Source organism: Streptomyces sp. TLI_053, from assembly GCF_900105395.1.
Classification (GTDB): domain Bacteria; phylum Actinomycetota; class Actinomycetes; order Streptomycetales; family Streptomycetaceae; genus Kitasatospora.
In genome coordinates this window covers 2,207,935-2,221,379 of the sequence record NZ_LT629775.1, presented here as the reverse complement: position 1 = coordinate 2,221,379, position 13,445 = coordinate 2,207,935, and the positions used below count along the sequence as shown (strand labels likewise).

10 protein-coding genes and 1 riboswitch are annotated in these 13,445 nt (G+C 74.1%); of the genes, 3 read left to right on the top strand and 7 right to left on the bottom strand.

Features of this window, described 5'->3' with window-relative positions; all coding sequences use genetic code 11:
* Positions 1-91: 91 nt before the first annotated feature.
* Positions 92-1,552, top strand: coding sequence for a catalase (locus BLU95_RS08710; protein WP_093859485.1), 1,461 nt, complete (start codon positions 92-94; stop codon positions 1,550-1,552).
* Between the two features lie 35 nt (positions 1,553-1,587).
* Here the strand turns inward: BLU95_RS08710 and BLU95_RS08705 are convergent, their stop codons facing one another.
* Positions 1,588-2,007, bottom strand: a complete 420-nt coding sequence (locus BLU95_RS08705; protein WP_093859484.1) for a gamma-glutamylcyclotransferase family protein — start codon at positions 2,005-2,007, stop codon at positions 1,588-1,590.
* 182 nt (positions 2,008-2,189) lie between these two features.
* On the opposite strand from BLU95_RS08705, the gene BLU95_RS08700 reads away from it, so the two are divergent.
* Complete coding sequence (locus tag BLU95_RS08700; RefSeq protein ID WP_093859483.1) at positions 2,190-3,266, top strand: EamA family transporter; 1,077 nt, start codon at positions 2,190-2,192, stop codon at positions 3,264-3,266.
* A 64-nt stretch (positions 3,267-3,330) separates the two neighbouring features.
* Here the strand turns inward: BLU95_RS08700 and BLU95_RS08695 are convergent, their stop codons facing one another.
* From BLU95_RS08695 to BLU95_RS08670, 6 genes are all read right to left on the bottom strand, one after another.
* Positions 3,331-4,425, bottom strand: coding sequence for a beta-ketoacyl-[acyl-carrier-protein] synthase family protein (locus BLU95_RS08695; protein ID WP_093859482.1), 1,095 nt, complete (start codon positions 4,423-4,425; stop codon positions 3,331-3,333).
* Positions 4,426-4,777: 352 nt separating this feature from the next.
* Positions 4,778-5,341, bottom strand: a complete 564-nt coding sequence (locus BLU95_RS08690; RefSeq protein WP_093859481.1) for an EF-hand domain-containing protein — start codon at positions 5,339-5,341, stop codon at positions 4,778-4,780.
* Between the two features lie 155 nt (positions 5,342-5,496).
* Positions 5,497-7,233: a dipeptide ABC transporter ATP-binding protein gene (locus tag BLU95_RS08685; protein WP_093859480.1), complete on the bottom strand. Its 1,737-nt coding sequence runs from the start codon at positions 7,231-7,233 to the stop codon at positions 5,497-5,499.
* 33 nt (positions 7,234-7,266) lie between these two features.
* A complete protein-coding gene (locus BLU95_RS08680; protein ID WP_093859479.1) occupies positions 7,267-8,259 on the bottom strand; it encodes an ABC transporter permease in 993 nt (330 codons plus the stop codon).
* 92 nt (positions 8,260-8,351) lie between these two features.
* A complete protein-coding gene (locus BLU95_RS08675) occupies positions 8,352-10,106 on the bottom strand; it encodes an ABC transporter substrate-binding protein (RefSeq protein ID WP_093859478.1) in 1,755 nt (584 codons plus the stop codon).
* Between the two features lie 101 nt (positions 10,107-10,207).
* A complete protein-coding gene (locus BLU95_RS08670) occupies positions 10,208-11,182 on the bottom strand; it encodes an ABC transporter permease (protein WP_093859477.1) in 975 nt (324 codons plus the stop codon).
* A gap of 317 nt (positions 11,183-11,499) precedes the next feature.
* A riboswitch (ZMP/ZTP riboswitch) is annotated at positions 11,500-11,596 on the top strand.
* Positions 11,597-11,616: 20 nt separating this feature from the next.
* Here BLU95_RS08670 and BLU95_RS08665 point away from each other — a divergent pair.
* Entirely contained in the window at positions 11,617-13,074 is a 1,458-nt protein-coding gene (locus BLU95_RS08665; RefSeq protein ID WP_093859476.1) for a glycine hydroxymethyltransferase, read from the top strand.
* The last annotated feature ends 371 nt before the right edge of the window (positions 13,075-13,445 follow it).

Sequence of the window (13,445 nt, the reverse complement as noted above, 5' to 3'; positions counted from 1 at the left end):
GGGCCGTGGCATGCGCCGCCCGCCCGGGGGCAGTCGAGTACGCCGGGGGGCACTCCAGCACGCAAGGCTCCAGTACGCAAGGGAGGACACCATGTCCGACTCAGCGGTCCCGCGCACGACCTCCAACGCCGGGATCCCGGTTCCGAGCGACGAGCACTCGCTCACCGTGGGACGGGACGGCCCGATCCTGCTCCACGACCACTACCTGATCGAGAAGATGGCGCAGTTCAACCGGGAGCGGGTGCCCGAACGGGTGGTGCACGCCAAGGGCGCCGGGGCCTACGGCTCCTTCGAGACGACGGAGGACGTGAGCCGCTGGACCAAGGCGCTGCTGTTCCAGCCGGGGAAGCGGACCGAGGTGCTGGCGCGGTTCTCGACGGTCGCGGGCGAGCAGGGCAGTCCGGACACCTGGCGGGACCCGCGCGGGTTCGCGCTGAAGTTCTACACCGAGGACGGCAACTACGACCTGGTCGGCAACAACACGCCGGTCTTCTTCGTCCGCGACACGATCAAGTTCCAGGACTTCATCCGCTCGCAGAAGCGCCGTACCGACAACGGCCTGCGCGACCATGACATGCAGTGGGACTTCTGGACGCTGTCGCCGGAGTCCGCCCACATGGTGACCTGGCTGATGGGGGACCGGGGCATCCCGAAGTCCTACCGGCACATGAACGGCTACGGCTCGCACACCTACCTGTGGATCAACGCGGACGGTGCGCGGTTCTGGGTGAAGTACCACTTCAGGACGGACCAGGGCGTCGACTTCCTGACCCAGGACGAGGCCGACCGGCTGGCGGGCACCGACCCCGACCTGCACCGCCAGGACCTCTGGCAGGCCGTCGACGGCGGCACCCCGCCGTCGTGGACGCTGTACGTGCAGGTCATGCCCTTCGACGAGGCGCCGGGCTACCGGTTCAACCCCTTCGACCTGACCAAGGTCTGGCCGCACGGCGACTACCCGCTGATCCCGGTCGGGAAGCTGACGCTGGACCGCAACCCCGAGGACTACTTCGTCCACATCGAACAGGCCGCCTTCGAGCCCGCCAACCTGGTGCCGGGCATCAGCGTCTCGCCGGACAAGATGCTGCTCGGCCGGATCTTCTCGTACCCCGACACCCACCGGTACCGGATCGGGCCCAACTACGCCCAGCTGCCGCCGAACCGGCCGCACGTCCCGGTGCACTCCTACGCCAAGGACGGGCCGATGCGCTTCGACCCGTCGCGGGCGGCGGCGCCCTACGCGCCCAACTCCTACGGCGGGCCGGCGGCGGACCCGAGGGCCTACGACGACCCGGCGGCGGGGTGGCAGAGCTCCGGCGGGATGGTGCGGGAGGCGTACTCGCCGCACGCCGAGGACGACGACTGGGGCCAGGCGGGCACCCTGGTGCGGCAGGTGCTGGACGACGGGCAGCGGGACCGGCTGGTCGCCAACATCGTCGGGCACCTCGGAGCCGGGGTGAGCGACCCGGTGCTCCGGCGGGCACTGGAGTACTGGCGCAACGTCGACCGGGCGCTCGGCGACCGGGTCGCCCGGGGGCTCACCGGGGACTGAGGGGCCGGGCCGGTGCCGTCCCCGGCCGTCGGCGCTCAGCCGCGCCGCCGCCAGTCGCCGGAGGCGATCAGCGCCGGGTGCGCGCGCAGCCGGGCGCCGACGGCCGCCCCGGCCAGGTACACCCAGGCCGGGGCGGTGCCGCCGTCCTCGGTGCGGACGGTCAGCCGCTCGCGGACGTACTCGCCGCCGCCGTCCGGACGGCAGTCCTCCAGCCGGTCCAGCGCCGCGAGCGCCTCCGGGTACGCGGCGGGGCGGATCGTCACCAGCTCGCCGAGGATCCGCCGGCCGGGCTCGGCGTCCGGCACGGCGTACGGGAACCCGGGCCCGGCGTGCAGCGCCGCGCCGGGCAGGACCGCCGGCCGTACCGAGGCGCAGCGGCCGGCCAGGAACACCGCGTGGTTGCGCTCCCCGGTGAGCAGGGTGCCGTAGACGAAGAAGGGGAGGGCGGGCGGCACGGGGACTCCTCGAGGACGGGGCGGGGCGGGACCGGACGGGGCAGGACGGGGACCGCACGGCCGGGGTCGGGACGCGGACCGGTGTTCGATGGTGACCGCCTGGTGATACCCACTGGCGCGCGGGGTGGCCGATGCGGTGTCATGTCGGGTACATCTGCCAGCACCGTCCCAGGGGGACACCCATGACAGTTCCCGCCGAACGCCGGTCGGCCGGGTCCGCGGCCGCCCGCCCGGCCCTCGCCGACGCCCCCGTCGACGCCCTCGCGAAAGGCCCCGGCGGCACCGGCGGCACCGCCGAGACCGACGGGGCTCCGGCCGGGCGGCTCGGCGCCGGGGTGTGGACGGCGCTGGTGGTGGTCTACGTGGTGTGGGGCTCGACGTATCTGGCGATCCGGATCGCGGTGGAGACCATGCCGTCCTTCCTCTCCGCCGCCGCCCGCTTCCTGACCGCCGGTCTGCTGCTCGCCGGCTTCGTCGCCGTCCGCCACGGCCGGGACGGACTCCGGGTGGACCTGCGGCAGCTGGGCTCCGCGGTCCTGGTCGGACTGCTGCTGCTGACCGGCGGCAACGGACTCGTGGTGCTCGGCGAGACCTCCGTCCCGTCCGGCCTGGCCGCGCTGCTGGTCGCCGCCGTGCCGCTCTGGATGGTGCTGCTGATGGCCGCCGGGGGCGAGCGGCCCAAGCGCGCCGAACTGGCCGGAGTGCTGCTCGGACTGGTGGGCCTGGCCGTGCTCTCCGCCCCCGCGATCGGCGGGTCGGTAGCCCCCGCCGGGGTGGTGGCGATCATCTGCGCCACCCTCACCTGGGCGTTCGGCTCCTTCGCCGGCAAGCGGATCCGGATGCCCGGGAACGTCCTCGCGTCCAGCGCCTACCAGATGCTCGCCGGGGGGCTCGGCAATCTGCTGATCGGCCTGGCCCGGGGGGAGGAACGCGGTCTGCGCCCCGGCGACGTGTCCACCCGGTCCTGGCTGGCGCTGGCCTTCCTGGTGGTGTTCGGTTCGCTGGTCGCCTTCACCGCATACGCCTGGCTGCTGCGTTCGGCCCCGCTGACGCTGGTGGCCACCTACGCGTACGTGAATCCGGTGGTGGCCGTGCTCCTGGGGTGGCTGGTGCTGGCCGAGCCGCTGACCGGCCCCACCCTGGTGGGCGGGGCCGTCGTGGTCGCCGGCGTGTGTCTGGTGGTGAGCGGCAGCCGGGGGTCGGGACGGCCCTCGGCCCGGCGGTCCGCCCGGAGGGCCGCCCGGGACGCGGTCAGGTAGTCCGCCCGGAGGGCCGCCCGGGGCGCGGTCCGGTAGTCCGGCCCGGCACCGGCCCGGCACCGGCTCAGCCGCACCAGGTGGCCAGCAGGGTGCTCAGGGTCACCCCCGGGCCGAGGCCCAGCAGCAGGCCGCGGGCGCCGGCCGGCGGAGGCGTGCGATGGGTGCGGGCGAGGACGGAGAACACGGTGGCCCCGCCCAGGTTGCCCTCCTCGGTGAGGACGTCCCGCGAGTGCCGCAGGAACGCGGCGTCCGCGTCGAGCAGTACCCCGAGCCGGTCCAGGATGGCCGGGCCGCCCGGGTGCAGCACGCCGAAGTCCAGCTCCCGTCCGCCGTGCCGGTCCAGCCAGTCGAGCAGCGCCGGGCCCAGGTCGGTGACCGAGCGGAGCGAGGCCCGGGTGGAGGCGAAGTGGTCGCCCCGGTGGTCCGTCAGCTTGCGGTAGCGGTCGGTGGTGTGCGGGATGGTGTACTCGAAGCAGTGGTCCAGCCCGAGCCCGGGCGTGCGCTGCTCGGCCGTGACCACGGCGGCCGCCGCCGCGTCGCCCCAGAGGCCCTTGTAGATCTGGTCCTCCACCGAGGTGCGGCTGTTCTGGTAGAGCGAGGAGAGCGACTCGGCGGCGACCACCAGCACCACGGCGGCCGGGTTCCAGGCCAGGAAGCGACGGGCCGTGAGCAGGACGTGGGCGCCGCCCGCGCAGGCCAGCTGGCTCATCGGCAGCCGGCTGATGTCGGGGCGCAGGCCCAGGTTCTGCTGGAGGTGGACGTCCAGACCGGGCACGGCGTCGCCGGTCGCGCTGGACACGATCACGCAGTCCACCTGCTCGGGCCGGACGCCCGCCGTCAGCATCGCCTCGGTGGCGGCCTGTTCGGCGGCGGCCAGCAGGTCGCCGAAGGTCGTGGTCTTGCGTTCGGCGGCGGTCCGCCCGGGGGAGGAGACCAGCTCGTACGGCCGGAAGTAGCGGCGGGTGCCGGGCAGGTTGCCGAGCGCCAGCCGGACGGTCTGGGCCTGCCGGGCCGGGTAGTCGGGGTTGCGGTCGAGGATGTCCTCCCGGATCCGCTCGGCCGTCACGGTGTGGGTCCCGAGGGCGAGGGCCGGGCGGGCGACGAAGGCGGGGACGGACCGGGTGGTGGGGGGAGCGGGGGTGGGGGCCGTGCTGGGCATGCGGATGGTTCCTTGCGGCTGTGCGCGCCGCGTCCGGCCGGACGCGACGGCCGGTCCGGGCGGTCCTGGCGCGCGGCCCGACGGTGCGGCGTCCGGCCGGCCGGGGGCGGCCGGGACGCACCGACCCGTCGTGACAGCGTCCGGCCCCGTCCGGGCGCCGGCACCGCCACGCTACCCGCCGGACCGCCCCGCCGCCGTGCCCGCCCCTGCTCCCGCCGTCGGCCGGGAGACCGCCGGTCACCTGCGCGGATCCCCGGACCGCAGGAGCCGACGGGCTCCCGCGGCGCGGCGCGCGGGGCTCCCGCCGGGCGGGCCGGACGGCGTCCCGCGGTCCGGTTCGGACGGGTCCCCGTCAGACCGCGTACGGAGGACGCCCGGCCCACCAGTGTCCGGGGGCCTCGGCCTCGCGGCTGGTCCAGAACTCGATGATGCCGCCGACGAACTCCTCGGCCGAGAGCACGCCGTCGCCGTCCACGTCCAGCCGGCGGAACGCCTCGTCGGCGTCGTCGCGGGAGAGGGCGGAGAAGTGCCCGCGCTGGAAGACGAAGAACTCGCCCGCGTCCACCGTTCCGCTGCCGTCCACGTCGGCGATCGCGAGGAAGGCCTCGGCCAGCGCGCCGAGCACGGTCCGCGCGGCCACCGGGTCGTCGGCCAGCGAGCGGGTCGAGGCGACGAACTGCGCGCGGCCGATCGAGGTGGTGCCGACCGGCAGGTGGGAGACGTGCAGGTCGCGCCAGATCGCCAGGTAGGCGTCGACGATGCGCTCCTCGGTGCGCGAACCCTCCGCGTGCCCCAGCGAACGGGCCACCGCCCGGCCCATCAGCACGTGGTCGTGCTCGGTCAGCAGGCCGTCCCCGTCGGCGTCGAGGTGGTCGAAGCCGTGGTTGATCCTGGCGAGCAGCTTTTCCTCGGACACGTTTCTCCCGGATCGAGCAGATGTCCCGTCGGACCGCCGCAGCGGTCGTTCGCTGCACGCTAACGCGCCCGGTACCGGCCGCGCAGGCGAAGACCCGAACTGTCGGCCGGTCGTGCGCGCCGCCGCGGGCGGCGGGCCCCGGGAGCGTGGTCCGCTCAGCGCGCGGCGGCCAGCAGCTCCCGGGTGTACTCGGTGTGCGGCGCGGCGAACAGGCGGTCGCGGTCCGCGGATTCGACCAGCCGGCCGCGGTGCATCACCGCCACCCGGTCGCAGAAGTGGCGGACCACCGCGAGGTCGTGCGAGACGAACAGGAAGGCGACGCCGAGCTGTTCGCGCAGTTCCATGAGCAGATTGAGGACCTGCGCCTGGACCGACACGTCCAGTGCGGACACCGGCTCGTCGGCGATGATCAGCCGGGGTTCGGCCGCGAGCGCGCGGGCGATCCCGATCCGCTGGCGCTGGCCGCCGGAGAACTCGTGCGGATAGCGGTCCAGCCGGTCGGCCGGCAGCCCGACCCGCTCCAGCAGTTCGGCGGACCGCCGCCGCCGTTCGTCGGGGCCGAGCGCGGTGTGCAGCCGCAGCGGGGTCTCCAGGGTCTGCGCGACGGTGCGGCGCGGGTTGAGCGAGGCGTACGGGTCCTGGAAGACCAGCTGGACCTCCTTGGCGAGCCGCCGCCGCAGCGCCCGGTCCGGCCGGCCGGCGTCCTGGCCGTCGTACCGGACGGTGCCGGCGGTGGCGGGCTGGAGACCGGCCAGCACCCGCGCGGTGGTGGACTTCCCGGATCCGGACTCGCCGACCAGGCCGAGCGTCTCGCCGGGCGCGATGCGCAGGCCGAGCCCCTCGACGGCCCGCACCGGCTCGGACCGCGTCCCGGGGAAGCGGCGGCGGCCGGGGAAGTGCACCGAGAGGTCCTCGACCTCGACCAGCCACCGCCCGCCGGTGGCCGAGGCGGACCCGGACGCCGCCGGACCGGGGCGGTCGGTCGGCCGGGGCGCCGGCGAGGGGTCGTCGACGGTCGGCAGCGGTGTGCCCGGCACCGATTCCAGCGTCAGCGCGGCGCCGACCAGGGCCCTGGTGTACGGCTCCCGGGGTGCAGCCAGCAGCTCCGCGGTGGGCGCGGTCTCCACCTCCCGGCCGCCGCGCAGCACGAGGGTGCGGTCGGTGCTGCCCGCGACCACCCCGAGGTCGTGGCTGACCAGCAGCACGGCGGTGCCGTGCTCGCGCTGCAACTCGCCCAGCAGGTCGAGCACCTGGCCCTGGACGCGGGCGTCGAGCGCGGTGGTGGGCTCGTCGGCGATCAGCACGTCGGGATTGTTCAGCAGGGCCATCGCGATCATCACCCGCTGCCGCATGCCGCCGGAGAAGCGGTGCGGGTGGTCGGCCGTCCGGGCGGCCGGGATGCCCACCCGGTCGAGCATGGCGGCGGCGGCCCGGCCGGCCTCCGCCCGGCCCGCGCGGGGGTGGTGCAGCCGGTACATCTCGGCGAGCTGCGCGCCGACGGTGTGGAAGGGGCTGAGCGAGGTCAGCGCGTCCTGGAAGACCAGGGCCACCCGCCCGCCGCGCACCTGTCGCAGCACCCGCTCCCCGGCGCCGACCAGCTCCTGCCCGTCCAGCCGGACCGAGCCGGTGACCGTGGTGGTGCGCGGGTCGTGCAGGCCCAGCACGGCGAGCCCGGTGGCGGACTTGCCGGAGCCGGACTCGCCGACCAGGCCGAGGACCTCGCCCCGGGCGAGGTCGAAGGACAGGCCCCGCACGGCGTGCACGGGTGCGCCGCCGCGCGGGTCGGCGAAGCTGACGGAGAGGTCGCGGACGCTGAGCACCGGCGGCCCGGCGGCGGGCACCGGCGCGGCAGTCGGCGCGGCGGTGGGCGCGGTCGCGGAGGAGGAGGTCATCGGGAGGGCTCCAGGCGGGAGGCGGCGGGTGGTTCAGCCGAGGCGGATGCGCGGATCGAGCCAGGCGATCACCAGATCGGCCAGCGCGACGAACAGCACGACGAAGCAGGCGGCGAGCAGCACCGCGCCGACCACGGCCGGCAGGTCCTGCCCCTCGACGGCCTCGGTGGCGAACCGGCCCACGCCGTTCAGCCCGAACACCGTCTCGGTGATCACCGCGCCGCCGAGCAGCGCGCCGGCCTCCAGACCGAGCAGCTGCACCAGCGGTCCGGCGGCGCCGCGCGCGGTGTACTTGAGGTGCGCCCGGAGCCGGCCGAGGCCCTTGCCGCGGGCGGTGCGCACGTACTCCTCGTCCATCGTCTCCAGCAGCTGCGAGCGCGAGAGCCGGGCGAACACGGCCGAGTTGACGAAGCCGAGGACGATCCACGGGAGCAGCATGCCGCCCGCCCAGGCGGCGGGGTCGGTGGCCGGCGGGGTGTAGGAGGGCAGCGGCAGCAGTCCGGTGGTGTAGACCAGGCCCCACTGGGCGACATAGCCGAGGAAGTAGATCTGCACGCTGGCGCCGACCAGGGTGAAGCCGGAGAGCAGCCGGTCCGTCCGGGTGCCGTGCCGCAGCGCGGCGACGAAGCCGCTGCCGAGCCCGAACACCACCAGGACGGCCAGCGCGCCCGCGGCCAGCGAGAGGGTCACCGGCAGGTGGTCGACCAGGGCCTCGGTGACCGGCTGGTGCAGCCGGTAGGAGTAGCCGAGGCAGGGCGCGTCGCAGTGCAGGGTGGAGCCGTCGACGTCCTGGACGTCGCGGCCGGCCACGATCCCGGTCAGGTAGTCGGTGTACTGGGTGAGCAGCGGCTGGTCCAGGCCCATGCTCGCGCGGACCGCCGCGACCTGACCGGTGTCGCAGCGCGGGCCGCAGGCGGCGCGGGCGGGGTCGGCGGGGGCGGCGTAGAAGAGGGCGAAGGCGGCGGCGGAGACCGCGGCCAGGACGGCGAGCGCCTGGAGGATCCGCCGCAGGGCGAAGGAGAGCATGGTGGCCGGTCCGGGGTCGGTGGGCGTCGGGGCGGCGGTCCCGCCGCGCGCCGCGCGGGGCGGGCGGCGGGACCACCGGGGAGTGCGGGGTGTCAGGCCTTCAGGTAGAGCCAGGCGAGGCCGACGGACCCGTAGATCGGGTGGACGAACGCGCCGCCGACGTTGGAGCCGCGCAGCTGGTTGACGTTCGGGTAGGCGAACGGCAGCACCGGCTGGTCCTTCATCACCGTCTGCTCCAGCGCGTACAGCTCCTTGGCCTTGGCCCGGGGCTCGCCGATCCCGTTGATCCGGTCGATCTCCTTGTCCACCGCGCCGTTGCGGTAGCGGGCGGAGTTGAGGTCGCTGTTGGCGCGTCCGTCGAAGGAGAACGGGATCAGGGTGGAGGGCGTCGGCCAGTCGACCGAGCTGGTCTCCTCCCACAGGTCGTAGGGGGAGTCGGCGCGGTGCGCCTCGTCCAGCAGGGCCTTGGGGTCGACCGGCTTCGGCACCAGGGTGATGCCGGCCTTGGCGAAGCCGTCGACCAGCACCTGCGCGACCCGCTGGCCGTTCGGGGTACTGGCGTACGCGTAGGTGAGCGGGGCGGGCGGCTGCGCGGCCTTGGCCAGTACGGCCTTCGCGGCGTCCGGGTCGCCCTCCGGCCTGGCCGGGTTCAGGTCGTACTTCTGCCAGTCGACCAGGGCGGGCGAGCTGAGGGTGCTGGCGAGCTCGCCGGCCCGGCTGCCGCCGAGGACCTGGCGGGCCTGCTGGCGCGGGTAGGCGAGGTTGAGGGCCTTGCGGACCTCGGGGTCGGTCACCCGCTCGTTGTTGACCATGAGGTAGGTGACGAAGGCACCCTGCCGTCCGGAGACGACGAGGTCCTTGGCCTTCGGGTCGGTGTCGACGGTCTGGTACAGCTCGGGGGAGAGCTGGGTGGCCACCGTGGTGGCGTCCGCGCCGCCGTCCCGCCCGGAGAGGATCTCCTGGTTGATGTTGAGCGCCTCCTTCCCGAAGGTGAAGACGAACTTCTCCGGGTACTGGCTGCGGACCGGGTCGGTCTCCGCCTTCCAGTGCGGGTTGCGCTCCAGCACCAGCCGGGTGTTCTGGACGTGCTCGACGATCCGGTACGGGCCGGTGGCGAACGGCAGCCGGTCGTAGTCGGTGCCGGTGTCCTTGTCCTTGCGCACCGGCGAGGAGGAGGACTGCGCGGCCATGTACGGCACGTCGGCCTGCGGCTGCGGGAAGTGGAACACCAGGGTGCGGTCGTCCGGCGTCGCGATCGCGTCGAGCTCGCCGTCCTGCGGGCCGGCGTACTTCTTGCGGGCGTCCTCGTAGCTGGCCTCGCCGGTCAGCCACTGCGGCCAGTACGGCGGGCCGACCTCGTAGCCCTTGCCGAACGAGCGCTCGATGCCGTACTTGACCTGCTGGGAGGTGATCGGCTGGCCGTCCTCCCAGGTCACGCCCTCCTTCAGCCGGTAGGTCCAGGTGCGGCCGTCGTCGCTGGCGGTGCCGGTGTCGGTGGCGAGGTCGCCGACCAGCCTGGCCCTGCCGTCGACCACCTGGTACTGGGTCAGCTGGCGGCCCCACAGCAGCGAGGTGTTGTAGGCGGCGCCCGCGTACACCTTCTGCGGGTCGAGGTGGCGGAAGTCGGTGGTGTTGTAGACGTTCACCGTGCCGCCCGCGCGGGCACCGGGGACGGCGGGGGCCGGTCCGGCGCTCTCCTTCTCGGTGCCGAGCGCGGCGGTCAGCGGCGAGGCGTCCCCGGCCGCGGCACCGGGGCCGGCCGAGGTGGTGCTGCCCGCGCCGGCCGAGCAGGACGTCGCCAGCAGGGCGGTCGCGACGACGGCGAGGGACGGTCTGATCCAGCGCATGGCGAATCTCTCCTTGCCCCGGGGTCTCCGGGGCGGTCGGGTGAACTGTCGGGTGAACAGCGGAAGGAAGGCGGTCGGTCGGACCGCGGCCGGCGACGGCCTCAGCGGGCGGCCCGCGGGTCCAGGGCGTCCCGGACGGCGTCGCCGAGCAGGTTGAAGGCGAGCACGAAGAGCAGCAGCGCGACGCCGGGGAAGAACATGTACGTCGGGTCGGCCCGGAACACCTCGGAGCCGCGGGAGATCATCCGGCCCCAGTCCGGGACCGGCTCGTTGATGCCCACGCCGAGGAAGGACAGCACCGCCTCCGAGGCGACGAACGCCGGCACCGCCATGGTGGCGTGCACCAGCAGCTGCGCCCGGACGTTCGGCAGGAGTTCCCGGACGACGATGTGGAATCCACCGGCGCCCATTGCCCGCGCGGACTGCACGAAATCCCTTTCCCGGAGCGACCGGACGCTGGCCCGCAGGGAAAGGGCGAGCGGAATCCAGCCGAACGCGGAGAACACCAGCACCAGCACCAGGAACTGCATCCACTCCGGCTCCGCGGCGCCCGGGTCGACCAGCCGGGACTGGATCACCGGGCTGAGCGCGAGCAGCAGCAGCAGGGTCGGGAACGCGAGCAGGACGTTGGAGAGGAAGCCGAACACCCGGTCGGTGATCCCGCCCAGGCAGCCCACCGCGACCCCGGCCAGCACCCCGAGAGCGGTGGTGACGGCGGCCGAGGCGAAGGCGATCAGCAGCGAGGTGCGGATGCCGTAGAGCAGCTGGGTGAACACGTCACGGCCCAGGCCGGGCTCCAGGCCGAACCAGAACTCCCCGGAGATGCCGCCGTTCGGCGCGATCGGCAGGCCGCCGTCGCTGAGCAGGCCGGGGACGTTCTGGCCGTAGTGCTCGGTGGGGTTCCTGCCGTACAGCGCGGCGATCAGCGGGGCCGCCAGGGCGAGCAGCAGGAAGAGCACCACCACGCCGAGCGCGACGGCCCCGGTGCGGTCGCGGCAGATCCGCCGCAGCAGCCCCGGCGGGGCGGGCCGCGCGGGCGGCGCGTCCGGTACGGCGACGTGTTCGACCACTGCCATGACAGGCGTACTCCCCGAATTCCGTGCCGCCCCATGGGTGGAGGTGCACCGGCGTACATTTACGGACGCCTTCCCGGGGGTTTCCCGGGGGCGTCGCCGAACGCCATCAGATCGGACACCCAGGATCTTTCGCAAATCATTCCGAAGGCATCCGGGAAGTGCTTCCCGGCCTTTGTTTCGGGAATTGTGACGGCTTCATTCCGCCGCAATACGGCCGTAGCAGAAGAACGGGCACAAGCGGACAAAAGGTATGTCATGTCCGCCGCTGTCCCGCATTCTGAGATCTCCGCCACAGGCCGTCCGGCGTTGGTACGATTCCGGCGGGCCGCGACTGGCGCGCACGGATGGAATCGACCATCGGGAAGCGGCCCCGTGCCGAATCACGAGCAGTTGCCGAGCGCCTGGGCCCCCGACCTCCCCCTCAGGAGACCGCCATGGCCCCGCAGCCGCACACGGCCGCCACCCCCGCCGCCAACACCGCCTTCCGCTCCGCCCTCGACGTGGTCCGCGAGGTCGAACCCCGGATCGCCGCCGCCATCGGTCAGGAGATCGACGACCAGCGCGCCTCGCTCAAGCTCATCGCCAGCGAGAACTACGCCTCCCCGGCCGTCCTGCTCACCATGGGCAACTGGCTCAGCGACAAGTACGCCGAGGGCACCGCCGGCCGCCGCTTCTACGCCGGCTGCCGCAACGTCGACACCGTTGAGACCGTCGCCGCCGAGCACGCCCGCGCCCTGTTCGGCGCCGACCACGCCTACGTCCAGCCGCACTCCGGCATCGACGCCAACCTGACCGCGTTCTGGGCCGTCCTCTCCCAGCGGGTCGAGAGCCCCGCCCTGGAACGTGCCCAGGTCCGCAACGTCAACGACCTCACCGAGGAGGACTGGGCCGAACTGCGCCGGGAGCTCGGCAACCAGCGCATGCTCGGCATGTCCCTGGACACCGGCGGCCACCTCACCCACGGCTTCCGCCCCAACATCTCCGGCAAGATGTTCGACCAGCGCAGCTACGGCACCGACCCGGCCACCGGCCTCATCGACTACGACGCGCTGCGCGCCACCGCCCGGGAGTTCCGCCCGCTGATCCTGGTGGCCGGCTACTCCGCCTACCCGCGCCGGGTCGACTTCCGCCGGATGCGCGAGATCGCCGACGAGGTCGGCGCCACCCTGATGGTCGACATGGCCCACTTCGCCGGCCTGGTCGCCGGCAAGGTGTTCACCGGCGACGAGGACCCGGTGGCCCACGCCCACATCGTCACCACCACCACCCACAAGTCGCTGCGCGGCCCGCGCGGCGGCATGGTGCTCTGCGTCGAGGAGCTCGCCGAGCACGTCGACCGGGGCTGCCCGTTGGTGCTCGGCGGCCCGCTCTCGCACGTCATGGCCGCCAAGGCGGTCGCCTTCGCCGAGGCCCGTCGCCCCGAGTTCCAGGACTACGCCCAGCGGGTCGTCGACAACGCGCGGGCCCTCGCCGAGGGGCTGCTGCGCCGCGGCGGCACCCTGGTCACCGGCGGCACCGACAACCACCTCGTGCTCGTCGACGTCTCCGGCCACGGCCTGACCGGCCGCCAGGCCGAGGCCGCGCTGCTGGACGCCGGCATCGTCACCAACCGCAACTCCGTGCCGGGCGACCCGAACGGAGCCTGGTACACCTCGGGGGTGCGGATCGGCACCCCGGCGCTCACCACCCGGGGCCTCGGCACCGCCGAGATGGACGAGATCGCCGGGCTGATCGACACCGTGCTGCGCGCCACCACCCCGGCCACCACCGCCGCAGGCGCGCCCTCCAGGGCCCAGTACGTGCTGGACCCGGCGGTCGCCGAGGGCGTCGCGAAGCGCGCCGCCGACCTGCTCGCGGGCTTCCCGCTCTACCCGGGTGTCGACCTGGCCTGATCCGCCGCCCGCCGGCCCGGCCGGGGCAGTCGCCCCCGGCCGGGCCGGTTCGGTGCTCCGCCCGCCTCCGGCGCCGTCCTGATGACAATCCGGTGCCCGGACGGCACTATGGACGAACCGTTCCTCCGCGGTGCACAGGTCTCGGTCAACTCCGCGCACAAACGGCCGGAGCCCGAAATTCTTTGCTCCCGGCCCGCGCAACTCCGCTCCGTGGCGAGTAGATTGCAGCGAACTCGGGCACCCGGGACTACGGTCGGTGCCAGGCGGCCGGGCCGCTTCCGTCTGCCCGGACCGCCCTCCGGAGCCGGAGCGCCGGGACCGTCACAGGGCCGCAGCGGCCGACCCGAGTCCGGAGATCGTGCCCAATGGTC